Annotated in this window: 22 protein-coding genes; 8 read left to right on the forward strand and 14 right to left on the reverse strand. The window is 38.5% G+C overall.

Translation table 11 applies throughout. The annotated features are described in order from the left end of the window. Window positions 1-13: 13 nt before the first annotated feature. From FLM47_RS18180 to dnaK, 8 genes are all read right to left on the reverse strand, one after another. Complete coding sequence (locus FLM47_RS18180; protein WP_178957241.1) at window positions 14-1381, reverse strand: sigma-54 dependent transcriptional regulator; 1368 nt, start codon at window positions 1379-1381, stop codon at window positions 14-16. Next, the gene (locus tag FLM47_RS18185; protein ID WP_178957243.1) at window positions 1374-3104 is read right to left on the reverse strand and encodes an ATP-binding protein; all 1731 of its coding nucleotides are present in this window, start codon (window positions 3102-3104) and stop codon (window positions 1374-1376) included. Before FLM47_RS18185 ends, FLM47_RS18180 begins: the two co-directional genes overlap by 8 nt. A 173-nt stretch (window positions 3105-3277) precedes the next feature. Continuing rightward, on the reverse strand, window positions 3278-3541 hold the full coding sequence (locus tag FLM47_RS18190; RefSeq protein ID WP_131692315.1) for a hypothetical protein: 264 nt from the start codon (window positions 3539-3541) through the stop codon (window positions 3278-3280). 161 nt (window positions 3542-3702) lie between these two features. After that, the gene (locus FLM47_RS18195; RefSeq protein WP_138607811.1) at window positions 3703-3954 is read right to left on the reverse strand and encodes a hypothetical protein; all 252 of its coding nucleotides are present in this window, start codon (window positions 3952-3954) and stop codon (window positions 3703-3705) included. Between the two features lie 133 nt (window positions 3955-4087). After that, window positions 4088-4456 carry a response regulator gene (locus FLM47_RS18200; RefSeq protein ID WP_178957244.1) on the reverse strand — a complete coding sequence of 123 codons (369 nt, stop codon included), beginning with the start codon at window positions 4454-4456 and terminating at the stop codon, window positions 4088-4090. Window positions 4457-4605: 149 nt separating this feature from the next. Further along, on the reverse strand, window positions 4606-5067 hold the full coding sequence (gene ybaK / locus FLM47_RS18205) for a Cys-tRNA(Pro) deacylase (protein WP_178957255.1): 462 nt from the start codon (window positions 5065-5067) through the stop codon (window positions 4606-4608). A gap of 102 nt (window positions 5068-5169) precedes the next feature. Further along, window positions 5170-6309, reverse strand: coding sequence for a molecular chaperone DnaJ (gene dnaJ / locus FLM47_RS18210; protein ID WP_138608032.1), 1140 nt, complete (start codon window positions 6307-6309; stop codon window positions 5170-5172). 215 nt (window positions 6310-6524) lie between these two features. Next, window positions 6525-8444, reverse strand: coding sequence for a molecular chaperone DnaK (dnaK, locus tag FLM47_RS18215; RefSeq protein WP_138621414.1), 1920 nt, complete (start codon window positions 8442-8444; stop codon window positions 6525-6527). 239 nt (window positions 8445-8683) lie between these two features. Between dnaK and FLM47_RS18220 the strand changes: the two genes are divergently transcribed. Continuing rightward, a complete protein-coding gene (locus tag FLM47_RS18220) occupies window positions 8684-9493 on the forward strand; it encodes an acyl-CoA thioesterase II (RefSeq protein ID WP_178957257.1) in 810 nt (269 codons plus the stop codon). A 3-nt stretch (window positions 9494-9496) separates the two neighbouring features. On the opposite strand, the gene FLM47_RS18225 is transcribed toward FLM47_RS18220, so the two are convergent. Then, window positions 9497-10267: an ABC transporter substrate-binding protein gene (locus tag FLM47_RS18225; RefSeq protein WP_178957259.1), complete on the reverse strand. Its 771-nt coding sequence runs from the start codon at window positions 10265-10267 to the stop codon at window positions 9497-9499. Window positions 10268-10407: 140 nt separating this feature from the next. On the opposite strand from FLM47_RS18225, the gene FLM47_RS18230 reads away from it, so the two are divergent. From FLM47_RS18230 to FLM47_RS18240, 3 genes are read left to right on the forward strand one after another with little or no spacing between them, the layout of a single operon-like run. Further along, on the forward strand, window positions 10408-11637 hold the full coding sequence (locus FLM47_RS18230; protein ID WP_178957260.1) for a paraquat-inducible protein A: 1230 nt from the start codon (window positions 10408-10410) through the stop codon (window positions 11635-11637). After that, window positions 11634-13289, forward strand: coding sequence for an intermembrane transport protein PqiB (pqiB, locus tag FLM47_RS18235; protein ID WP_178957262.1), 1656 nt, complete (start codon window positions 11634-11636; stop codon window positions 13287-13289). Before FLM47_RS18230 ends, pqiB begins: the two co-directional genes overlap by 4 nt. Next, window positions 13289-13903: a membrane integrity-associated transporter subunit PqiC gene (locus tag FLM47_RS18240; protein ID WP_178957263.1), complete on the forward strand. Its 615-nt coding sequence runs from the start codon at window positions 13289-13291 to the stop codon at window positions 13901-13903. Before pqiB ends, FLM47_RS18240 begins: the two co-directional genes overlap by 1 nt. Here FLM47_RS18240 and FLM47_RS18245 read toward each other — a convergent pair. Continuing rightward, on the reverse strand, window positions 13890-14393 hold the full coding sequence (locus tag FLM47_RS18245; protein ID WP_178957265.1) for a GNAT family N-acetyltransferase: 504 nt from the start codon (window positions 14391-14393) through the stop codon (window positions 13890-13892). The two genes, FLM47_RS18240 and FLM47_RS18245, sit on opposite strands and share 14 nt — an antisense overlap. A gap of 102 nt (window positions 14394-14495) precedes the next feature. Next, window positions 14496-17378, reverse strand: a complete 2883-nt coding sequence (locus FLM47_RS18250) for an insulinase family protein (protein WP_178957267.1) — start codon at window positions 17376-17378, stop codon at window positions 14496-14498. A gap of 164 nt (window positions 17379-17542) precedes the next feature. Between FLM47_RS18250 and FLM47_RS18255 the strand changes: the two genes are divergently transcribed. After that, window positions 17543-17962, forward strand: coding sequence for an MAPEG family protein (locus FLM47_RS18255; protein ID WP_138607794.1), 420 nt, complete (start codon window positions 17543-17545; stop codon window positions 17960-17962). Window positions 17963-18006: 44 nt separating this feature from the next. Here the strand turns inward: FLM47_RS18255 and FLM47_RS18260 are convergent, their stop codons facing one another. Further along, on the reverse strand, window positions 18007-18750 hold the full coding sequence (locus FLM47_RS18260; RefSeq protein WP_178957269.1) for a peptidylprolyl isomerase: 744 nt from the start codon (window positions 18748-18750) through the stop codon (window positions 18007-18009). A 341-nt stretch (window positions 18751-19091) separates the two neighbouring features. Here FLM47_RS18260 and FLM47_RS18265 point away from each other — a divergent pair, with 341 nt between their 5' ends. Further along, window positions 19092-19283, forward strand: coding sequence for a hypothetical protein (locus tag FLM47_RS18265; protein WP_178957271.1), 192 nt, complete (start codon window positions 19092-19094; stop codon window positions 19281-19283). Between the two features lie 80 nt (window positions 19284-19363). Then, entirely contained in the window at window positions 19364-20983 is a 1620-nt protein-coding gene (ushA, locus tag FLM47_RS18270; protein WP_178957273.1) for a bifunctional UDP-sugar hydrolase/5'-nucleotidase UshA, read from the forward strand. 108 nt (window positions 20984-21091) lie between these two features. Here the strand turns inward: ushA and FLM47_RS18275 are convergent, their stop codons facing one another. Then, complete coding sequence (locus tag FLM47_RS18275) at window positions 21092-22036, reverse strand: hypothetical protein (RefSeq protein ID WP_178957275.1); 945 nt, start codon at window positions 22034-22036, stop codon at window positions 21092-21094. Beyond that, complete coding sequence (locus tag FLM47_RS18280) at window positions 22036-22905, reverse strand: hypothetical protein (RefSeq protein WP_178957277.1); 870 nt, start codon at window positions 22903-22905, stop codon at window positions 22036-22038. The genes FLM47_RS18275 and FLM47_RS18280 overlap by 1 nt, the downstream gene beginning before the upstream one ends. A gap of 236 nt (window positions 22906-23141) precedes the next feature. On the opposite strand from FLM47_RS18280, the gene FLM47_RS18285 reads away from it, so the two are divergent. Next, a complete protein-coding gene (locus tag FLM47_RS18285) occupies window positions 23142-23996 on the forward strand; it encodes a S1/P1 nuclease (protein WP_178957279.1) in 855 nt (284 codons plus the stop codon). Window positions 23997-24020 lie beyond the last annotated feature (24 nt).

The raw sequence follows: 24020 nt of genomic DNA on the forward strand, positions 1-24020 counted from the left end.
CCATTTCCACCCACTAATCGGTAAACATATCTCGATTAAGGTTATATTTATTCATTTTATCGTAGAGAGTCTTACGCGCTATTTGCAACGTTGCCATGGTGTCTTTAATACTGCCATGATTAAGCTCTAAGGCTTCTTCAATTAAAGACTGCTCATAAAAGCTGACCTTTTCTACAAGGCTTAAGTCCAATGATAACGACGAGCCACTACTGCTTGAGTCACTCTGTGCAAAAGCCAGATCGGCGCCAAGTAATACCGCGCGTTCAGCCTGGTTTCTTAATTCACGTACATTACCAGGCCAATCATGCGCAAGTAGGTGCTGTTGTAACTCAATATTAAGCGCACCTAAAGGTTTATGAAAACGAGTGGCCGCAATAGAGCTAAAGTGCTTAAACAACAAAGGAATATCGGCTTTTCTATCTCTTAATGCGGGAATACTCACTTTAACTAAACTCAACCGATAATATAAATCGGCTCTAAACTCACCTTTTTCTACCAAGGAAAGTAAATCGACCTTGGTGGCCGCAACAATACGAATATCAAGGTCAATGGCTTTATTTGCACCCACGGGGGTAACTTTTCGCTCTTCAAGCACCCGTAGTAATTTAACTTGTAGCGATAAGGGAGTGCTTTCAATTTCATCTAAAAAAACGGTGCCGCCTTGTGCAAACTCAAACTTACCTTTGCGATCTTGTGTTGCGCCAGTATATGCGCCACTAACAGCACCAAACAATTCGCTTTCTATTAATTGCTCAGGCACCGCACCACAGTTAATAGCCACAAACTGACAGCTGGAACGGTTACTATGATCGTGTAAATAACGGGCAACCAATTCTTTACCTGTACCAGTTTCACCTTCAATTAATACATCTGCAGGGGTATCAATCACCGTGTTGAGTAAGTTCATCATGTGCTGCATTTTAAGGGTCTCGCCTAAAATACGCACACCGGGCGCGGAGGTCTTTTCAACTGCACGCTTCAGAGCTCTATTTTCCATAACTAAAGCACGTTTGTCTAAAGCTCTGGCAATGCAATCTAATAAATTTTCGTTCAGGGGTTTTTCAAATAAATCATACGCGCCTAATTGCATCGCTTTTACCGCTACAGACACATCGGCATAACCTGTTAAAAATATTACCGGAAGTTCACTGTCGAATGCTTTTACCTGCTCAATAAAAGTTAAACCATCCATAGTCGGCATATTTATATCACTAAGGACAACGCCATAAAAATTGCGACTCAAACGACTTAAAGCAACACTCGCATCACTAAAGCACTGCACCTCATACCCTTCGAGGGTTAAAAGCTGATTTAACGAATCACGGATCATCGCCTCATCATCAATAACAACCACTTGCTTACAAACAACGGCTTCAATCATTTTTTGGGGCCTCTATGCTTGATAAACTAATAATAAACTGTGCACCGCCTTGAGGGCGATTGTGCGCCGTTAAGTACCCATTAAATGAATCAATAATTTGCTTTGAAATTGATAAGCCCAGTCCTAAGCCATTACTTGATTTGGTACTGTAAAACGGTTCAAAAATAGAGCCCAGTACATGGTGTTCAATACCTGGACCACTATCTAAAATAGAAAGCTTAACGCGCTCCTCAAAACACTCAACATCGAAACTAAGCTCTCGTTTAGGCTCACCCTTCATTGCTTGTGACGCATTGGTGATCACATTAACCAGTACTTGTTCAAATTTTAATGCATCAACCCATACAGTGATCTCTTGCGAAAACTGCGGTGCACTAACGTTAACATCGTCTTGCTTAAGTTGCGGGTGGGTGATCATCAACGCATTGTTTAATAACGCCGACAGTGGATGAGGTCGAAGTTGCATGGCCGCCGGCTTACTAAAGTGTTTAAGCTGCGCCACTATTTTGTGCACCCGCTCTACTAAATTCTCAATAATAATTAAGTTTTCATTTAATGCATTGAGTTTTCCTTTTTTAAGAAAAATTTTAGCGCTTGCCAAATAGGTGTTTATGGCGCTCAGTGGCTGGTTAATTTCATGGTTAATACCCGCACTTAATTGCCCTATTGTGGCTAATTTTGCCGACTGTACTAGTGCAGTTTGCGCTTTTTCAAGCGCTTGAGTGCGCTCTAATACTTCAAGTTCTAAACTATGACGCGAATACAGTAACTTTTTATATCCGGCAAAGCGTGCCAATAAGCTATATCCGACAAAAATAAATACCCAATAAAACAACACCAGCCATAACAATCTGGGCACCTGTAATGCATTTATGCTCGAGATATCAACCAATACCGTCATGGTTGCATTTAGGTATGTCAGTGGCCTTGAAGCGGCAACATATTCATCTTTATCAATTTTAAATTGCTCAATGCCCTGACTTTTGTAGCGCTGCTGCTTTATTTGTAACGGTTGATGATCTAAGTAAGCACGGCGCTGTTTAATATCGCGGCGTGTAGTAATATCAAGCTCTGTAAACGTGTTTAAACGCCATGCGGGCTCATCTGACATAGCGATAATTTTATCCGCAAGTTGCAAATAAAAATGACTGCCTTTTGAAGTATTTAATAGCGAACGATCATTTTCAAATTTAGCGACATTAATTTTAAGTGCCACTACACCAATGGCTTTGCCATCTAGATAAATAGCCTGAGAAAAGTATATTCCGCGCTCTTTTGAGCGCTGTCCGAGGGCAAAGTAAGCGACCTTTTCTCCAGCAAAAGCCTGCTTAAAATAAGGTCTAAATGCAAAGTTGCTCCCTAAAAACGTATAGTCGGTTTGCCAGTTGCTACTTGCAATAACGTCGCCAAGGGGATCTAGTATGTATACATCTGAGGCACCGCTGGCTTGTTGAATATCAGCCAAGTAATTATTAATAGCATTAAAGTGTTGTGATTCATTATTAGTAAAACGAATCAATAAATTATTTTCTGTGAGGAGCTGAGGAATAGCTGCAAAACGTGCGAGTTCATTATCAATATAATTATTTAATTGAATGACCTGTTGGTCAGCTTGAATTTTAGCTTGGCCTAAATCATAAGCGCGGCCAAATGAAAATGTAACCACTAATAACAGCACTAACAGAATACAAGCAAAAATAATTTTTTTAGGAATGGAGAACATAAACGCCTGTAACACCAGGGTGCTAATAATAACTAATAGCCACTATTGTATCGATTTATAGGCCTTTGCAGAAGAAACTTTTTGTTAACAAGTGTACTGAAACTAAAAAACCGTGAAACAAACAATATTTCACGGTTTAATTCCCTGCAAAAGGGATGCTGTTTTAGCTTAGTCTACGCTTTTGCTAGCGCTGGTTTGTCTTTAAAATACTTATACAAACCAATTAATGAGGCTGCGATCCAGAATATTTCAATCACAAAGCTCGCTAAGTTAAAGTTATAACAAAGACTAATAAGCAACAAAATAGCACCGCTTAGATTCATCATGTTATAGACTAAACTTTTTGGCGATACCTTATTTAGTTGCAATAAAAAAAACGAACCAACCACTAAAAAAGTGCCACTCATACCAACAATATCAAATAAAAGTGCAATCACACGTCTATCCTTTTCCATTTTAAAACCCAACTGACTGGCCCAATCCATGGGGAGGGTTTTTTTCAATCATTGAAACAGCAAAACCAGCGAAGTTTACCAGTGAAATAAAAGCACACAAGGGCATATGTCCGCCTCTTGATACTTTGGATTAAATAGCCAGTTTATTTAAAAGTGACTTTACCACCTATCATTTTATAAGCGGCAGTCCCTCTTATGATCGCCGGACGTGCAAAAGGTCGTTCACAGCCAGGGCATACACATTCAGTATGAGTGTGATCTTGGGTTATTCGTTCTATAAAACATTTTACCAACGCCCCTTTGCCCCCTTTACGATATTTAAATAAAGGCGCTTTGCATGCAGAACAAAATATATCGACCGTTTTTGTAGGCCCTTTTTTATTGGGCTTAGCCATACTACCTCAATGGTTATTTTACGATTACTATGGCGTACATGCTATCACATGATAGAAAAGAAATTGATGGCAGTAAGCATTACTGATCAGAGTGATTATTGATTAGGTAATTATGTTAAAAAATATTGTGTTATTAAACTTTATTAGCTAAACGTGTTAATTGAGCCGACAGTACATTCATACAAAAGGGCTTTATAATAAACCCTGATACCTTTGCATTAATTATCTTTTTTACGGTCTCAGAGCTGTCTTCACAGGTCACCATAAGTACCGGAAGCTGAGCATGCTCAGTATCGTTTCTAATAGCATCAAGTAAGTTTAGACCATCCATTTTCGGCATATGTAAATCTGTTATAACCAAATCTATGAGCTGATTTTGCAGTATAGTTAATGCTTGCAGACCATCGGTTGCTTCAACGATGTCTTTATAATCTAACTGTCTCAACATATTAATTAATACATGACGCATTAATGGCATGTCATCAACAACTAATACTCTCATATGGATGTTTAACCAAAGTAGGTGCAAACAAATTTTTATCAAAATGAATTAACAAAAACTGTTATAGATAGTATCTACATTAGTTAACTATAGCTGTTGAAGCAAATAATCAGTTTTATTGACACAATGCAAGTTTGATAATAGAGCATTTAAAAACTACCAAACGAAGCTTGAATAAGCCCAGCTAAGCATGCTGGGCTGAGTGTAATTTCAAGCCCTCGCTTACCGGCACTCACATAAATAGTATCAAAGTCCAATGCGCTTGAGTGTATGTAGGTTTTTAAGCGCTTTTTTTGTCCAAGAGGGCTAACGCCTCCCAAAATATATCCTGTACTTGCCTGTACTTTTTGCGGCTCTGCCAGCATTACTTTTTTAACTGCGCAGAGCTTAGCCAATTGCTTTAGATTAATCTGCTGAGTAACGGGCGACACTGCTACAATTAGCTGTTGTTCTGACGTTTCTAACACCAAGGTTTTAAAAACTTGGGCGCTATTAAGGTTTAGCTTTTCAACTGCTTCAAGGCCATAATTAGTGTTGTTTACATCGTGCTCATAGCTAAGTACGTCAAATTTAATTCGGGATTTTTTTAGCTGTTCTATCGCTGGGGTCATCTGATAATGTCCTCAATATATTTCTGATAACTTACCATACTAAACAAAAAAACGGCGCTTAAAGAAGCGCCGTTTTTACCTAAGTTCTGTTGACCCTAATAATTACTTAGTTAGGTCATCAAAAAACTTTTTAACACCATCAAAAAAGCCTTGCTCTTTTGGACGGTTCTTTGAGCTATCTTTGCCCATGCTTTCCTCAAGTTCAGTTAGCAGCTCGCGTTGACGCTCATTAAGATTAACTGGTGTCTCAATCACTACTTTACAAATTAAGTCACCTTGAGCACCACTGCGTACAGACTTAACCCCTTTACCACGCATACGGAACATTTTACCCGTTTGTGTTTCTGACGGTATTTTAAGTTTTGCACGGCCATCTAATGTTGGTACTTCAATTTCACCGCCAAGGCCTGCTGTAGTAAAGCTAATAGGCACTTCACAGTATAAGTTGTTCGCTTCACGAACAAATATCTTATGCTCACGAACCGACACTTGCACATACAAATCACCTGCTGGTGCGCCGTGCATACCAGCTTCACCTTCGCCAGATAAACGAATACGGTCACCCGTATCAACACCTGCTGGAATTTTTACCGATAGCGTTTTGGTTTTCTCAACGCGGCCTTGACCATGACATTTGTTACAAGGATCTGAGATAATTTGACCTTGTCCATGACAGGTTGGACATGTTTGTTGTACGGCAAAAAAACCTTGGCGCATTTGTACTTGGCCAGCACCGTGACAGGTTGTACATGTTTTTGGCTTAGAACCCGCTTTGGCACCGCTGCCGTCACACGGGTCACAACTAACCCAAGTCGGTACTTTTATTTCAACGTCTTTACCACGAACCGCTTCTTCTAAGCTTAAGTCCATGTTGTAACGTAAATCGGAACCACGTTGCTGGCGAGATTGGCGTCGGCCACCGCCGCCACCAAAAATATCACCGAATACATCACCAAAAATATCACCAAAATCACCTTGACCGCCACCAAAGCCACCGTGACCACCGCCACCACCTTGTTCGAAGGCAGCATGGCCGTATTGGTCATACATTTGACGTTTTTGATCGTCCGTTAATATTTCGTAGGCTTCCTTTACTTCCTTAAACTTGGTTTCAAGGTCTTTATCACCGGCGGTACGATCTGGATGATATTTCATCGCTAAGCGTTTATACGCTTTTTTTATGTCTCGCTCACTCGCATCTTTGCTTACGCCGAGGACTTCGTAATAATCGCGTTTTGACATATCTATCACACTACTCTTTTCTATATGCAGCGCTAGCTGCTGGACAAACCGATAAATCATATCGATTTATCATTGAATTTTTAAAGCACTTTACTTACATCTCTTACATGCAAAAGGCGCGTTAAGCTTTAGCCTACGCGCCTCAGGTGTTCATCCTAACTTAAACACGCAATGTAGTCATGGTGTTTTCGGTTAGCGAGAAGCGTTAGTAACAATTACTTGTCGTCTTTAACTTCTTCGAACTCTGCATCAACAACATCGTCGTCTTGCTTAGCAGACTGTTGTTGCTCTGCACCGGCATCACCACCTGCTTGTTGTGCTTTAGCTTGGGCGATTTCCATTAGTTTTTGAGACTTTTCAGCAAGTGCTTGTGTTTTAGCTTCAATTTCTGCTTTGTCGTCGCTCTTAATTGCACCTTCAAGGTCAACAACAGCCGCTTCAATTGCTTCTTTGTCTTCGCTTGGTAATGCATCACCCGCTTCTTCAATTTGTTTACGTGTACCGTGAACAAGTGCGTCTGCTTGGTTACGTGCAGCTACTAACTCTTCAAACTTTTTATCGTCTTCAGCATGTGCTTCTGCATCGCGAACCATTTTTTCAACTTCTTCATCACTTAAACCTGAAGACGCTTGAATGGTGATTTTTTGCTCTTTACCTGTGTCTTTATCTTTAGCAGATACATGTAAGATACCATCCGCATCCACATCGAATGTTACTTCGATTTGTGGTGTACCACGTTGTGCAGGGCGAATACCTTCTAGGTTAAATTGACCTAGAGATTTGTTATCGCTAGAACGTTTACGCTCACCTTGTAACACATGAATGGTTACCGCAGATTGGTTATCTTCTGCTGTTGAGAACGTTTGCGATTTCTTAGTAGGAATCGTCGTGTTTTTCTCAATCAGTGCCGTCATTACTGAACCCATAGTCTCAATACCAAGAGATAATGGTGATACATCTAGTAATAATACGTCTTTCACGTCGCCTGCAAGTACACCACCTTGAATCGCTGCACCTACTGCAACTGCTTCATCAGGGTTAACGTCTTTACGTGGCTCTTTGCCGAAGAACTCTGCTACTGTTTTTTGAACAAGTGGCATACGAGTTTGACCACCCACTAGAATGATATCGTTGATATCGTTCACAGATAGGTCTGCATCAGCAAGTGCACGCTTAAGCGGTTCAATTGACTTAGTCACTAAGTCTTCAACTAATGACTCAAGCTTAGCACGTGTCAATTTCACGTTCATATGCTTAGGACCAGACGCATCAGCGGTTACATACGGAAGGTTTACTTCTGTAGATTGTGCTGATGAAAGCTCAATTTTTGCTTTCTCTGCTGCTTCTTTAACACGTTGCATAGCAAGTGGGTCAGTTTGTAAATCGATACCTTGATCTTTCTTAAATTCAGCTACTAGGTAGTTGATAACACGGTTATCGAAATCTTCACCACCTAAGTGAGTGTCACCGTTAGTCGCTAGAACTTCAAATGTGTGCTCGCCTTCAACTTCATCAATTTCAATAATTGATAAATCGAAAGTACCACCACCTAAGTCATATACTGCTACAACGTTTTCACCACGGTTTTTATCCATACCGTATGCAAGTGCTGCAGCCGTTGGCTCGTTGATAATACGTTTAACTTCAAGACCCGCAATACGGCCAGCATCTTTGGTTGCTTGACGTTGTGAATCATTAAAGTATGCCGGTACTGTGATTACCGCTTCAGTTACTTCTTCACCTAAGAAGTCTTCAGCTGTTTTCTTCATTTTTTTCAGTACTTCAGCAGAAATTTGTGGTGCAGCGCGTTTTTCGCCGCCCGCTTCAACCCATGCGTCGCCATTATCAGCTTTGATAATTTTGAAAGGCATGATGCCGATATCACGTTGTACTTCTTCGTCTTCAAAACGACGACCAATTAAACGCTTAATTGCGAACAATGTGTTTGTTGGGTTAGTTACCGCTTGACGTTTTGCAGGTTGACCCACTAACGTTTCACCGTCTTGCGTGTAAGCAATAATAGACGGGGTTGTGCGATCGCCTTCCGCATTTTCAATAACACGTGCTTTGTCACCATCAAGTACTGCAACACAAGAGTTAGTAGTACCTAAATCGATTCCAATAATTCTACCCATGAATCTTCTCCAACTTCTAAATTCGTTAATACGTTCGATGACTAGTTAATAGGGATGCCACAAACTTAATTCAACTGTAAAAATGAAAAAAAATTCATTTTTTTTAATTTATTTACTAAATAACCCTAAAAAGAGTAAGGATTGCTCGTTTTTTGTTATTTAGGAGAGTCCTTATTGTCTGGTCTGATGAGTTTGGGTGTGATATAAATTCAGCAAATAACACTAAAAGGACATTATTTGTGCACTTTGAACAATTATTACAACAAGCAGCCCTAGCAAGTAAGAAAACGGACCAAGAAACCAATACTATGCAGTTTCCTGCTAATTGGTGCCAAGGTAGAACTGCTTTTGGCGGCCTCTCTGCGGCGCTTCTTTATCAAGCAATGCGCAATAAAGTTGACTCATCAAGACGACTGCTTTCTTTAAGTACAAACTTTGTCGGCCCTTTATTGGCTGAAAAGCCATTTTCTTTGTCGGTAGAAATATTACGTGAAGGAAAAAGTAGTACCCAAGTGCTAGCCAAAGCCATTCAAGATGACGCAGTATGCGTTATTGTGCAGGCCTGTTTTGCTAAAAATCGTAATTCATCAATTAATGTACCGGTATCAAAGTCGCTAGGCTTACACCCTGTGAACGAACGCCACTGTTTAGGATTTGTACCTGGGCAAATGCCAGAATTTTTTCAACATGTTGATTTATGCCCTCAACAAGGAGCCATGCCGTTTAGCAGTGCTGAAACCTCTCATTTAGGTGGTTGGATGCGCTTCAAACATACGCCAGAAGCAATTACAGAAGCCCATGTTATTGCCCTTACTGACGCATGGCCACCAACTTTGCTGCAAATGTTTAAACAACCAGCACCGGCAAGTAGTATGTCGTGGTATTTAGAATTTGTACAAGCGCCTAACTTAGCCCCGGGTGAATGGTTGGGCTTTGAAGCAATTACTCATCACTCAAAAGATGGTTACGGACTTGAAGATGGCTGTATTTGGTCGCAATCAGGTGAGCTTATTGCCCTAACCCGCCAAACCGTGGCTTTATTTGATTAACAATTAAAAACGAGTGAAGTCGCGCTGGGTATATTGTTTATCTATATTAAGCATTATGGTGCGATATTCACCGCTCTGAATTATGTTGGCTAAGCCTTGGTCAAATTGCTGCCTCAGCAAATCATTTTTAAAATACGCAGGTCTTGCCGCAGGTGGAAAAATAGTATGGATAACAAAATCTTTGGTGGCATTGGTTTTTTGATATTCCTTTAAGTAGTAAAGAAATATACGCCTATCGAGAATAATGGTATCAACCCAGCCTGCCATTAAGTGGTGTATCTGCGCTTGTTGGTTGAGTACTTCTTCATAGCCTCTTAAATTCTCTAAGTTGTGGCCAAATTCTTTGGGTAAATAGGCAGGTGCATTCTGAAATGCTAAAACACTTTTAGTCGCCAGATCGTAAATAGTATCAATAGTAAAGCTACTCTTTTTAAGACTCACCACCACATTTTCGTAGCTGACAACAGGTTGGCTTCGATATATGCCTGTAATTAAAATACCTGAATAATTTAATGCGATATCAACATGACCTTGGTTTAATAAGGCATCTGCACGTTGATTTGACATGTACTGTACATCGACTTCATTTATATCTTGATTACTTAGTGCTGCTTTTACAATTTCGAGCTGAATTCCTGAATCAGTTTCACTTATTACATAGGGTGCAACAGTAGGGTTAGCAGCAACAGTAACTCGTTGCTGATTATTATCTTTGATAAATGCAAAGCTATCGCTACATAAACATACTAAGGCCAATAAAAAAACCACTTTCACACTATCACCTAATCCGTTTTTATTTTCAGTTGTTGAGATTACTTTTCTTTTTATATTATTAGTAATTTAGTCGCAGCGTTTGTATTTAGCTATTAATTATAGCAATATTTAAATTATTGAATTAACTATAAGCTAACATTTTGCAAACTGCCTGTCCAAGCTGTGATCTTATCATTGAAATTCCCGACATTAATGCCAAACAGGTTGCACTGTGTCCTCGCTGTAATCACAAAATTCGCGGTGTTAATGTTAACCATGATATCGAAATAGTCGCGTTAAGCTTCAGCGCACTGCTGATGTTGCTCAGTAGTATGTTTTATCCGTTTATTTCTTTTAGTAGCAATGGTATTACCCAAACAATTACCCTACCTGATGCTGCTCGCATTCTATTTAATTATGATAGTGACCTGCTCGGCCTGTTTATTGATATCAGCATTATTATTCTGCCTATGAGTTTGCTCATTATTTTGATCCCTTTACATTTAGGGGTACTCAAAGCGCTGCCGCAAGCAATTGCAAAAAGGCTATTAAAGTTTACCTTGGCACTTGAACCTTGGATCATGTCAGAAATATTTTTGATTGGTGTTTTGGTTAGTATGGTTAAAATAATGTCATTAGCTGAGGTTAGCTTTGGTACCAGCTTTTTTGCCTATGTGGGATTTGTAATTTTTTATGTTAGTGCGTTAACACGGCTAAATCGTGCAAGGTTGTGGTCGCAGGTAAGCCCGGCAATTCGGCTTCAAAGTAGTGCAGGCGCAGAACGTGCAATAGACGATAATATAAAAGCCTGCCATGTTTGCCACCAGTTGAGCGTTGACCTAATCTGCCCTCGTTGCCATAGTAAAACCTACTTAAGAAACCCGTACAGCGTTCAAAAAGCAGCAGCTTGGCTAGTTACCTCAGTAATTTGTTATATCCCCGCGAATTTACTGCCCATTATGTACACTATCAGCCTTGGGGATGAAACCCCTGCCACGCTTATTTCTGGTGTTATTACTTTATGGAATAGCGGCTCCTACCCTATTGCGCTGATTATCTTTTTTGCAAGTGTGGTGGTGCCATTAGCGAAAGCGCTCATTTTAAGTTTTTTATGTTTTATGGTTACAAAACCCGCCAACCTGCATACAAAAGGTTACACAAAAGTGTATCAACTTACTGAATTTATAGGAAAATGGTCTATGATTGATGTGTTTGTTGTGGCTATATTAGTTGCATTAGTGCAGCTAGGAAATTTGATGTCGGTTATACCGGGTTTAGGCATCGTTTTTTTTACTGTTATGGTATTATGCCAAATGATGGCAGCACACGCATTTGACCCTCGTTTACTGTGGGATTCACCTAAAAATAAAAACGCAGAGAATAAAGCATGACTAAAACAGCCAACGTAGCACAAAAAACACGTATTTCTGCGATTTGGATTATTCCCGTGGTTGCCTTATTGGTAGGTATTTGGATGCTTTATCAATACCAATTAAATAAAGGGCAAACAATCTATATTTCTATGCCGCAAGCCGAGGGCATTGTTGCCGGTAAAACAGAAATTAAAGTACGGAGTGTTAAAATAGGACAAATTGATCACATTCGCCTCTCCAACAGTCAAGACAGCGTGATAGCCAGAGCACAAATAGATAAAAACTACGATAACTTGCTTACTGAAGATGCCCGTATTTGGGTGGTAAAACCTCGCATAGATGAAACTGGCATTAGTGGCATGAGCACTTTGCTCTCAGGTGTTTATTTAGAGTTTTCGCCAGGCGAAAGTAAACAACTAAAGAAGCAGTTTAAACTTCAAGAAGAGCCTGCATTAATAGGCAAAGATGTTCAAGGTGGGCGCTTTAAGTTACTCAGTTACAATGCAGAAGTACTTGATGTGAGTACTGGCATATTTTTTAAAAACTATAAAATAGGCCAAATAGAAACCGCTACTTTTGATTGGAAAAACCAAGCAATGCAATACGGTATTTTTATTAAAGCCCCCTATGAGAACTTGATCACCTTAAATTCTATTTTTTGGGTTAACTCAGGGATAGAAATAGATCTTTCCGCAGATGGTATTAACATTAACACCGGTTCTTTGAGCAAATTATTGAAAGGGGGGATCTCTGTCGGACTACCTGAACAGCAAGCTCCTGGCGATTTAGCACAAGACGGTCATAGCTTTTCTTTAAGCCAGAGCTATAAACAAGCTCTAGAAGAGCGCTTTTATGATTTTGATTATTACCTTATTGAGTTTGAGCAATCTATTCGAGGCTTACGTGTAGGTGCTCCAGTAGAGTACCGAGGAACACGCATAGGTACTGTGGTTGAAGCTCCTGCGAACGTAATAATAGATGGCAAACCCGCTCATTTTCGTGCTAAAAATACCGCAGTACCCGTATTGATCAAAGTCGAGTATGGGCGTTTATATCACAACAATGCCTTAGCTAAAGAGTATTGGGCATCAAGCATAAACGAATGGATTGAAAATGGTATGAGGGCATCGCTTAAACCGGGGAATTTACTCACTGGTGCAGTGTACGTCGACTTTGACTTTTATACTGACACCCCAAAAAGCGAGCTTAAAAAGCTTGCTCAATACGATGTGTTTCCGAGTGTATCTAGTGGTATAACGGTGCTTGCTGACCAAGTGTCTGATGTGCTGAATAAGGTAAATAATTTAAAAATTGAAGACAGTTTGGCAAAAATGCAAACAACTTTCAGCGAGTATCAAGCGTTGGCCAGTGAAATGCGCACATTATTAAGTAAACCTGACACCCAAAATTTACCCGGTGACTTTAATCGTAATCTCGAAAAAATAACCAAAAGTATGGAGCAATTTGAAATAACCATGCGGCAGTTTGATAAAACCATGGCAAGCTATCAAGCAGGCTCACAAATGCACCACCAGCTTGAACAAACACTGCTGCAAATTAGGCGTTTATCTGAAGAATTCCAACCACTTACTCGTGGGTTAAACGAACAACCTAACATGCTCATTTTTGATAAGTCACTGCCTAGCGACCCGCAACCAAGGAAACAATAATGAAAGCACTATTTTTAATTTTAGCTGGTTTGATTATAAGTGGTTGTAGCTCGGCTATTCAAACTGCAACTCAATATTACCAATTTGAACAACCCATAACTGACTCTTCGCGAAATGTGCAAGATACAAAAGCACAACTCAGGGTGCAAACAGTTACCTTAAGGGGGGCATTGAATAACCGTGGTATTGCTATGAAAGTAGATAATAATCAAGTTCATGCTGCTAATTATCACTTGTGGGGCGAATCGCCGGATGTAATGCTTACAACAACTGCGCAACAAACATTATTTAATGCCATGAGCAACTGGATGGTTATAAAAGGATTGCCGGTCATTACCGACCAACAACAACAAATATTTTATGAACTAGAATATGAATTACATCACTTTAACGGCGATCTGCAAGGTAATGCAGATATCTCTGGGTTATGGCGTTTGTACTATACCCACCCAGAATCAGGCAGACGTTTACTAAGCATTCATAACTTCTCAAATGTAACGCCAATAGATAACGATGGCTACAATTCATTAGTCGCTACCCTTGAAAAAATGTGGCTAGAGATAAATTCAAATGTGGCAAATACAATTGAAAAAACAAGACTCAATCATAAATAAATACACTGATGGTGGTTTTATCAGCATTGATGACTGCCTTACCCACCTCAGTAAAACCCAGTTTATATAGTGTATTTTGAGATCCTAAATTAGCCGTTGAAGTAATTGCGCATACATCTTTTATACCTAATTTATGTCTGTTATTTAAAAGTATTGTAGCTGCTTCAAAAATATATCCCTTTTTTTCAAAGCCGTCTTTTAACGCAAACCCTAAATCGGGATGTTGCATAGTCGCTCGCTGATAAAAACCAACAATACCAACCACAGTTTCATCATGGAGTGTGATCATATAAGGCCCAAAACCGTGCTCTTTATGGGCAGCTATAAAGCTGTCTTTGATGTATTTTTTAGCGTCGTCTAGGGTATGAATACCTTTATCACCAATGTATTTAATAAAGTTGGCCTGGTTAACTAACTTAAGTAACTCAGCCGCGTCAGCTATTTGTGCAAAGCGTATAAGTAAACGTTCAGTTTTAAAAGCAATATTCAAAATAACTCCTTGGAGTTCAATGCTATAGCTATAATTTAACGACATTAAAACAAAACCCAGTCAACGATGACTGGGTTTTTTGGTTTTAGAGTAATTTCAAACTTACTTTTGCAATTTTATATCGCTGTAGTAAGCATCTAAACTCGTCACTTTAGTCTGATTTGGCAAATCAGCAAACTCGCTATCACTAAACTTAGTGCCGCGTAGCTGCACATTTAAACGTGCTGCTTTTGGGTTTAACATTGTTTGCTGGTAGTAATCTTTAATATCAGCAAGGGTGACTTTTTCCACCTCTGCAATTAATTTTTGTCTTGAATCAAAATCAAAGTTTTCACGATACCAATCGTTAATCAATGGACTCATTTCGTCGCTTAAATTCTTTGGCTGTTCTTTTAACGAAACCAAAGTTGCATTTTTAAGCTGTGCAAATGTTTCCTCACTCATGGCATTAAGCTCAGAAGCGTACTCTTTTTTAAACTTGTCAAAGCGACCTTGAATGTCTTTTGGCCCTTTCACAGGTGTTTGGATAAATAAACCAATACCTGAGTAATCTTCAATAGGACGCGCTAATGCGCCTACTGCATAAGCAAGTTGCTCTTCAGTACGCATTTTATCAAACGCGATTGTTCTAAAGTGACCTTGCAATACAGCTGCCTGTGCTTTTTGTTTGTAACCAGGAGTTGGGTGAATGGTCATATCGACCACCGCTACATCGGCGACATCAATATCTTTGTGTAATACACGCGCTTCACCCGGTTGCGGTAACCACGCTTTACTGCGTGCAAACTCCGTTTGAGTATGTTTGCTTGGTAAGATAGCCGCTAACTCAGCAGCAATAGCATCAATGTCCTTTTCGTTGTAGTTACCGTAGCTAAATACACGTAAGTTATTATTCGCTAAGGTGCTTTGCTTTAAAGCGTGTAAATCAGCAAGCGTTAGTGTTTTTGCAGCCTTAATTAGCGCTTCTGTATCGAAACTGCCAGTACGAGTTAGCTTTGAATACTCACCAAATGCTTGTGCATACGGGAACTGTTTTTGTTGATTAAGTAAATCTCGCTGATAACGGTCAATCGCTTGATTAAACGCTTGTGCTGAAATTTCAGCATCAAACCCAGCTAACGCTTGTTTAAGTAAAATATCTTGTTTATCAGTAAAACCACTTAACGATAGCACCAATCCATTACTTGAGCTTAAATTAACGTTCATGCCAGCAATGGCAGCTTCAGTTCGTAACTGACTTAATTGAGTGTTATACAGATCAGCCCAAACAGAATAAAGTACGGTTGAGTTAATATCATGCAAACCTGTTTGCGTGTTGATATACACCTCAACTAAACCTTTAGGCTGCTCTGCAAACTGCTGACTTGCTTGGCGCCAAATTTTTACGCCGTTTTTATCATAGCTAAGCTCAGGATGCTTCTGCTCTTTAAAAGCTTGCGTTTTAATAGCAAAACTCTCTGGTAGTAAATTGTTAACACTTGGCAATGCTAAATTAAAATCACTTGGTTTTTCCCAGCTGGCAATTTCTGCATCGCTAATATCGTTAATTTTATATTTGCCATCGTAAAAATGCAGCTCAGAATCTGTATCTTCCTGTTGAGAAATATACCAGATGCGAAGTGTATCGGCGTTAAGTTGCTTAAGTACATTATTCACCGCATCAGCATCAAATTGAGCATAGTAGTACGGTGCGTTTATCGCATGATTTAACGGGTAATCTTGCATGCTTTGAGTCAACGCACTGACATAGTTAAACTCATCGCCCTTTTCTAAAAATTTAAACTGATTATTTAAAGAAGTGCGAATTTCATTAAAGTACTTACTATTAACGCCCTCACGCTTAATCAAGTCAATGTATTGCATGATTGTCGCGACAATTGATTCGCGGTTTTTCATACCCTCATCAGTCAGCTCTATATTCACGTTCAAAGAACCGTAGTTGCCATACTGATTTGCAGAGGCAGAGGCTGATAACTGAGATACCCACCCTTTATCACGTAATATTTGCGCTGGACTACCTGGCATTTCATTACTAAGTAAATAGGCAACAAAGCGATTAGGTTTTACTGCAAATTCATTTTGGTTATTAGTAATTGTGAAATCGAGTTGTAATTGTTTTACGTCTTCATTTGGTGAGTAAAAAACACGTTTACCACCGGCATTATCAAAATCTAAGCTAGCTGTAACACTTGGCTTTTCAATATTTTTATTTTCAATGTCAGCAAAGTATTTTTGTGCTTTTTTCTGCATTTCTGCAATTGGTAAGTTCGAAATCAGCGCCACTTTCATAATATTTGCTGAATAATATTTATTATAAAAATCAACCGTTTCCTTGTGTAATGAACTATCAGCTTTATCGCCTAGGGTTTCAAGGTTACCAATTAAAAATCGGTTAGCCGGATGTTCACCCATCATTTTACGTGCAAGTTTAAATTGGCCGAAAAAGTCCATTTCACGACGCATTGACCATTCAGCATTTACTGCATTTTTTTCTTTTTCTGTGTATTCTGGGTAAAGCTTAGGGGCTTTAAAAAAATCTGAAAAGCGGTCTAAGCCTTCATCAAACGCATCGTTATTAATTTTAAACATGTAGTTGGTAATATCGAGCCAAGTATAAGCATTATGCGCACCACCATTTTTAGTCATAAAATCGGAGTACCCTTTGGTATCAGGGTATCGTTCAGTGCCTAAAAACAACATATGTTCTAGGTAATGCGCCATACCTTGTTGGCTCATTGGGTCATGTAACAGACCTACACCTACACTCAGTGAAGCAGCAGATTTTTCAGCGCTTGGATCAGAGACTAAAATCACTTCAATATCGTTAGCAAGTTTCAAGGTTTTATATTCACGGTTATCGTTAGGGCTAACAACGAGCGTTGATGACAACAGTGATGTTTGTGAAGATTGAGAAAGAGTGGCGGTATTCGAACAACCGCTTAATATTGCCAGTGCAATTGCACTTAAGCCGATGACGTGTCTCATTTTAATTATATCCATTGCTGTTAAATACGTGTTTAGTGTTACAAAAATACTAAATCAGGAATAAACTACCATCATCAAGTAATACTATGCTACTAATTAGTACTTAATTGTGTAACACATTGTGAATAACAATCGAATACTCAAAGAAAATAATAAGGTAAGTTATGGAAAAGATAATAATAATGGCCATGTTTGTGCAGGTAACACTTTCATTAGTTGTTATGGTGATTATGGGAAAACGTCGTTTTGCAGCGGCCAAAAATAAACAGATACAGTTAAATGATTTTGCTGCTATGCGCCTTGATAATGCGGGCGATTATGTCAGAGTTGCTGATCGTAACTTTAGCAACCAATTCGAAATACCTGTGCTTTTTTATGCGGGATGTTTACTTGCTTTACAGCTTAATATGGCGAGTGTCAGTATTGCAGTACTTGCCTGTTTATTTGTCGCTACACGAATTATTCACAGCATCATTCACCTGGGTAGTAATCATTTAAGAGCCCGTTTTAGAGTGTTTTTACTAGGCTGCTTATCTGTGTTTGTAATGTGGATTTTGCTAGTGCTGGGTGTACTTTACCACTAAAAAATAACGGCGAATTTAACAATTCGCCGTTATTTTTTATAAGTTTATTTTGTACGTTTTAATCGAGGTGCTACTAGCAGTAGTGCACCTAATAACCACGCTACACTACCACTAGAGTCTGAAGTTTTTGGTGGTGTAACTTCTACGTTATCAATTAATGTATTTTCTTTAGGTGTCAAGTTTTGTGCTGAATTAGGATCATCATCAAGCACAACCACACTTTGAATTGATACCAAGTTTTGATTACTAATAACTAAATTTTCATCTGAACATTGCTCTTGAGTAATACCAACTAATGGTACCTCTGAACAATGGACTAAGGCAGCAATTTTATTTAAGGTTTCTTGGCTTTGCGTAGTGACTTGTCCAAACACGGTAAAACCACCATTTTGTAAATCTAAGTTTTGGCTGTTATCACTCATGTTAAAAAACCATTGGCTAGTAGCGCTGTTTTCATTACCGCCCTGTTTTGCCATAGCAATGGTGCCTTTAACATTTGAATAAATAGGTTCGTTTATAACCGAAGGTTTGGTTGTAATTGGATCCATTTTATCAGAAAAGGTAAAGCCCCCTCCTTGAATGATAAACTTATCAATAGAGCGATGTATTACCGTTTGATTATATGCAGCATCATCAACATAACTTAGGAAATTTTCTACTGTTTTAGGAGTTTGTTGATCAAACAAGTTAATTTGTATCGTTCCCTGACTCGTTTGCATTTCGACTATAGTTGCAGTGCTTGAAAAACTTGTTGCAGTTAAAATTGAGGCTAAGATAAGCTTCTTCATTATTTTTCCTATTTTTATTGTCATTAGAATTAATATTTTATGCATCATAGAATAGTGCTATTTATTTTGTAAATCGATATATAAGTACTTAACGCTACAATTCATAGCAAAGTAATTACACCACAGTTACAACTGTTTACATTTTTATTTTAAACACGTTATGGATAATTAATTGCCTGTGTGCCTTGGTGTACATTACGGTTACTCTTTTTAATTAATTTTAAACCTTGCAAGGTATTTAAAAAGCCCCTTATCAATCACTCTTTTTTTGTTATTATCAATCAGGGACTGTTGCCACTTAAAGGTCATTAGGCCCTAACTCATTGATAGGAGTACATAAAATGACTAATAACACGACTATTTGTGATTTTGGATTACATAAAGGTGAGCCATACACCCAATTGCCCGTGAGCTTTTTGAAATGGATGATTGATGTTAATCATCAAAAATCTCAATATGCACGAGATGAACTTGCTCGAAGAAACAGGGTTGTAGAGCTGCAGCGTCAAACCACACAGGCTGAAAAAATATAAAGAAGTGCGTTTTTTTAAACTCGAACTAGTTTACACTAACCACCTACTAGATTGAGCTTTAATTCATCGATAGGTATCTTATGCGTACTCTTTTTTTTCTTGTTTTTTTTCTTGGTTTATCTGGCTGTGCTAGCGATTCTGTCAATAAACCTGCAGCACAGTATTTAACAGTTCTTCATACCAATGATAACCATGGTCGCTTTTGGCATAATGAAAAAGGCGAATATGGCATGGCAGCCCGTAAGACCCTAATTGACCAGTTAAGAGCAGAGGCAAAGACACAGGGACATCAGGTGTTATTGTTATCAGGCGGTGATATCAACACTGGTATTCCGGAGTCGGACCTACAATTTGCTGAGCCCGATTTTAAAGGTATGTCGAAAATCGGCTATGATGCAATGGCTCTAGGAAACCATGAGTTTGATAACCCAATAAGTGTATTAAAACAGCAACAAAAATGGGCTAACTTTCCTCTTTTATCGGCAAACATTTTCGATAAACAAACTAACGAAACAGTTTTTGAGCGCTATAAAATATTTAATAAAGGTAACTTAACCATTGCCGTTATTGGCTTAACAACAACGGATACCGCAAAAATTGGTAACCCTCAATACATTGGCCATTTGGATTTTAAAGATCCGGTTAAAGTAACTGCCTCACTCACCCAAAAACTAAGAGCAAAATATAACCCGGACATTACCATTGCAGTAACGCATATGGGCCACTATGCAGATGCTAAAAATGGGATCAATGCCCCTGGTGATGTCACACTTGCTCGCTCTTTAGATAAAAATGCCCTTGATATGATTATTGGTGGCCACTCTCAAGAGCCAGTGTGTATGGCTGCTAAAAACGTTACTGATGAGAACTTTAAACCGGGTTTAGCCTGTAAACCAGATCAGCAAAATGGGACATGGATAATGCAAGCCCACGAATGGGGTAAGTATGTGGGCAAAGCAGAATTTAAATTAGAAAACGGTCAATTATCTCTACTGAGTTATCAATTATTACCCGTTAATTTATATGTCGATAAAAAGCAACCAGACGGCAGCATAAAAGCCGTTCTAGCTGCAGATTACATTAAACCTGACTCTGCATTACAGACCTTTTTGGCAGCATACCAACAAAAGGGTGCTAAGCAAATTGAGGGGAAAATTGGCTTCGTCAATTACAGGCTTGAGGGAGATCGCAATAAAGTACGCTTTGAGCAAACAAACCTTGCGCGCGTTATTATCCAAGCACAAATGAACACTGTAGGTGCCGATTTTGGTATTATCAGTGGTGGCGGTGTTCGCGATAGTATTAATGCGGGTGACGTGAGTTATAAAGATATACTTAAAGCACAACCTTTCAAAAACCGTGTCGCCTATATCGACTTTAAAGGCAGTGAAATTTTAACCTATTTAAATGTCGTGACACGTTTCCCACCAGACTCTGGTGCTTACATGCAGTATCATAACTTAGCATTTGAATTAAAAGCTGGGCAGGTAACTGACGTATTTATCGCCGGCAAGCCACTTGATATAAACAAAACATACCGCATGAGTATTAATGAATATAACGCCTCTGGTGGCGATAATTATCCAAAAATCACAAAAATGGTGGGTTTTGTAAGCACCGATGAAACTGACTCGCAAGCTTTAAAACGGTTTTTTACTGAGCATAGCCCTGTTGATGCACGTGAATTTGCACCTAAGTAGTGATCTAGTGTGAACATTATGAGTGTCATTAAAATGCTAATGGCACTCTTCATTAAGGTTTATGTGATAAGCTCAGTTAAATCATTATCCTAAGCAGTTAATTCGAAATTATTTCCCTATTATCTCTATATTCCCTTGGTTAACATTTACTAAGCCATAGCTATGCATCCGTGATCGAGAGCCCTCTCCAAATGCCTTTGGCGGGTAATACAGCTCCTTCTGCTCTGGGCAATCATTCAATACATCATCTAACGCCGCACGAATTTCACTCAGGGTTTTTTCTAAACTGTTATTAAAGTTTGGTCGTTTTCTGATGGTATGCCCGAGTTCAACTAAACGATAAAAGTACTTATTGGCAAGTTCTAACAGCTCCTCGGGTACATTTTTATTATGGTTAAGTTTAATCTCTGGATTATTAGTACAAAACTCAACAAGCGCTAAATAAAAACACAACGGCTTATTTGCTAACGCCACTTTTTGCTCGGGATAATAACTACTGGATAAAGTTTTACTTTTTAAATTAATCACGAGTATTAATGGCTTTGATTCTAGTGTACTTGGCTCCTGCTCAGTAATGAGTTTTTTATTCCTTTGATAAATTTCAGCCTGCTTTATCATGACCATAATTAATGCACTAACAACAAAAAGTAGTATATAAAAAGTCATTCTAGTATGCGAAAAATGAGGCTGCTTTAAGGATAAAACTATAAAAACTACACTATTATTACTATTTAGTTTTCGAATAAACTCATCGGTTTTTAAGGATGAAATAAACTCGTGCTCTGGCACTATCGAAATTACCTCTATACCTGTGCCTTGGATATGAGTATTTACTGTTTGTATATAATGTTGTATCGCAACTTTATTACCAGAATGTTTAAGAAGCTCATTTGATAAATCGAGCAAAGGTAAGTCTAAAGCGATTTGTTTTTCTATTTGAGCTATTTGTAACTTATTTACCCGTTGCTGCTTATGTGTTGTTGAAATATAAAACACCAATGAAAATATAATGAATAATATAAAAACACACAATGGCGATATAAGCTTTCTCATTACGACTCCCCTATAAAAGTAACGGGGTAGTTATTACATTGCCAATATGGCTCAACATCGTGATAGTATTGAAACGATTGTTCTTTAGACATACTCAATAAGTGAGATTGTACAGCGCAGAGTAAATCGGTATTGCTATGTTGCATTTTTAAGTACCAACGAGTACCTGCAACATTACTGCTTATGGGCGTAATATAATTTTTTGAGAAGCGCTTACTATCATTTTCTCTCCAAAAAGAGGCAATCAGGTCAACCTGCCCGTTCGCCAGTAATTCCCGCAATTCATTATGTGAGCTGGCATAGGTTATTTTTAGTTGAGCAATATTAAGTCCTAATTGCTTAAACGTTTGTTTTGGCAAAATATGTCCAGATCGGCTAGTTGGATAATCTAGCAGGCCTATTTTTTTGTCTAAAAAATACTGTTTAGTGATCAGAGGCTTCTCTTTTGAAGATATAAAAAACGCGGTGTAATCTGAAAAGCCGACCACTGGCTGATAATTGTAAGTAGTCTCGGCTCTAAACGCTTCCATAATATTATTTTTAGCTAAAATTAAATCCGCAATGCCTTTACCAACAAACTCTAAGCTATCGACGGTTCTGTAGCCCCAATAGCCAATAACAGACCCATATTGCTTTGCCACAACTTTATCATCACACAACTTTTTCGTGAGCAATTGAGCAACATACTTTGAGGGTGTAAATACTATAAGCTGATTTTGGTTAGCCGTTGCCGTGGTTTGACATGTCGTTGATGTTTCTATCATCACTGGGAAAGCTATTTCTTTTTCATCTACAGCCATTTGACCAGCAAACCAACTAAACAACAACACTATAAACATAAATGTAACAATTGCTGTTTTATGCAACATTAACTTTTTAATATCCAAAAAACACCGATCTAAAATGAAGTTATAATACATTTGAACAATTTTAATTACTTATTACAATAGGTAATTTTACCCATCAAACATAAGGCATTGATAAAAAACAACTTTAAATAAGAAAATATGAATTTTATTGAGTCCTTTCTATCAACATGAAAAATACGGACAATTGACCTTATAAGGTTTTATAAATTAAATTTCACACTTACTAGGATGCCTCGATGCAGATAAATGTAAAACATTCGCTTTCATTAACACTTTTAATTAGTGCAATATTTGCAAGCACAGACTGTAATGCATGGGGGCAAAACGGCCACCGCGTTGTTGGTAAAATTGCAGAGGCCCATGTAAGTGAAACCACCAAGGCCGCACTTATTCCTTATCTCAATGGTGAATCTTTAGCACAAATTTCAACATGGCCAGATGAAATGCGCTCTGCGCCAGGTGATTTTTGGCAAAAAAAATCATCTCGCTGGCACTATATTAATGCAGATGACAATGCAAAATTTAGCTTTAACCACGAACACACTGAACATAAAGAATCAGTAACAAACATATTAGAAGGCATTCACTATTCAATTAAAGTATTGAAAGATGATAAATCAAGCCTTGCAGCAAAGCAGTTTAGTTTGCGTTTTTTAGTGCACTTAGTCGGCGACAGCCATCAACCATTTCATGCAGGTAGAGCTGAAGATAGAGGCGGGAATCGCATTAAGGTTTCTTTCTTTAACCAACAAACCAATCTTCATAGCTTATGGGATACTAAGCTGGTAGAAAATGAAAATTTATCTTTTACTGAATACGCTCAATTTATAGATACTAATAACAACGAGTTAATTAACGAGTATTTAAACAGTACCCCAACAAGCTGGCTTGAAGAGTCACACAACCTTGCTTTACAAATATATAAATCAACAGAAGAAAATATTAGCTACGACTATATTTACAACCACACCCCTATTGTAAAAACGCGCTTACAACAAGCGGGCATTCGCTTGGCTGGATTGTTAAATACATTATTTGATCCAGCGAGTAAACGTTCAAAAAAAGCTTTAACACTAAAAGCAACAAAATAAATTCAGTTTCTAACTTAAATAACC

This window comes from Pseudoalteromonas sp. Scap06 (genome assembly GCF_013394165.1).
Classification (GTDB): domain Bacteria; phylum Pseudomonadota; class Gammaproteobacteria; order Enterobacterales; family Alteromonadaceae; genus Pseudoalteromonas.